Consider the following 1516-nt stretch of genomic DNA (forward strand, 5'->3'; position numbering starts at 1 on the left):
ATGGCAGGCTCCCGATGGTTGTTTGGCTCGACCACAGTCTTGCAGCCCGCGGTGCGTCGCCCAAGTCAGTTTCCGGTCCGCTGCAGGAGTGGAACTCGTCGGGGCAACTCGCCGTCATGACTCGGTGACCAGCAGGTCGTATCCGTCGGAGATGTGGAAGAGCCGGCGCCCGCCGACAGTCGTTTTGACCCAGACCACGTCTCCGTCCGCCGTTCGGTCATCCACCAGCCCGGCGTATACGGGACGGCCGTTCCTGCTGAGTTGCACTGGTTCGCCCACCTGGACTTCTTCCCAGCGGGCCGGGCCCTTCACGACGTCCACCTTCGAAGTCACGCTTCTTTCCTTGAATTGAGCTCGTTGTTTGACGAATCCGGCCGTTGGTGCCGGTCCACTCATCAAACCGGTCGCTGCAGCACACCTCAATGGAGGAGTGGCCACGCTGATCGATGGGTCTTTGTGCAGCCCGCCAAAGCGGCCACCAGGTCGCCCGTGAGGTGTACCTGCCGATTGGGGCCAGACTAGACTGCAGGCGTAGATGTCGGCGTCCTTGAGGAGTAGTTATGGAATACACCCGAAGCCAGCAAGAGAAGGCAGTTCCCGCCGGTGAACTCGGCCGCAGCCACGTCGGCCAGACCATCAGCTTCCAGCCGAACGAGTTCACCGTTGTGTTCGGCAAAATCTCCGGAATTGCCCGGACCGAGGCGATGGTTTACCTGTCCTTGGAGGGCGTGGGGAACGGCACGCATTTGAAGGATGAATACGACCTGCCGCTCACTCATGAGGTCTACCTGCCGGTGGATGTCCTTACCAACGCCGAATCCACGATCAAGGATCTGTTCGGGAAGGTACAGGAAAACCTGCGCGGAACGGGCCACAAGGGCGAGGACCAGACGGACCGGCTCTAGCGGAACCAGCTGCAAGGAAGCCCCAGCGGCAGGCGCCGTTGGGGCTTTCCTGTCCGTGCCTGCCACTGTCTCCCGTGCCCTCAGTTAGCCCGGCAGGGTCAGCGCAAAGACGCAGAAACTTATCGAGGCCGCAGCGGCCCAGCTGAACGACCAGGTCAATCCGTTCGCTCATGCCCCTGCCCACCGGCCGGACCAAAGCCGTAGCCGATCGGGCCCACGTAGGACGGCGAGTCGAAGGACACCGCGTTCGGGATGGTCCAGAACCATAACGCGCGTGGCGTCGGTTTCGAACCGGGCCTTGATATCGAGCGGTCCTGGGTTTCCTTCGCGTCAATCGGGCCGCACGGCTCTGTCGGGTCAGATCATGGTAGCCAGGCCTGAGCAGCCGAAAATTTTCAGTTGGGCTTCCAAGCCGGGAGTGGGGGTCTTGCCGTAGGCCGGGGAGTGGTTGGGCCGCTGCAACTATCTAGGGAAACAAAAGACCCCTGCTTCCTGGTGAAACAGGAAGCAGGGGTCTTTTTTATGGCGGTGACGGTGGGATTTGAACCCACGTTGGCTTTTACACCAAACAACATTTCGAGTGTTGCACCTTCGGCCGCTCGGACACGTCA

The 1516-nt window shown here is 61.3% G+C and carries 2 protein-coding genes; one reads left to right on the forward strand and one right to left on the reverse strand.

Annotation, left to right across the window (positions count from 1 at the left end; translation table 11 throughout):
* Window positions 1-114: 114 nt before the first annotated feature.
* Window positions 115-333, reverse strand: coding sequence for a hypothetical protein (locus tag AC5RWX_RS33190; RefSeq protein WP_494100412.1), 219 nt, complete (start codon window positions 331-333; stop codon window positions 115-117).
* Window positions 334-560: 227 nt separating this feature from the next.
* Here AC5RWX_RS33190 and AC5RWX_RS33195 point away from each other — a divergent pair, with 227 nt between their 5' ends.
* Complete coding sequence (locus AC5RWX_RS33195; protein ID WP_494100413.1) at window positions 561-905, forward strand: hypothetical protein; 345 nt, start codon at window positions 561-563, stop codon at window positions 903-905.
* The last annotated feature ends 611 nt before the right edge of the window (window positions 906-1516 follow it).

It is taken from the genome of Arthrobacter sp. SPT-J7, assembly GCF_059089965.1.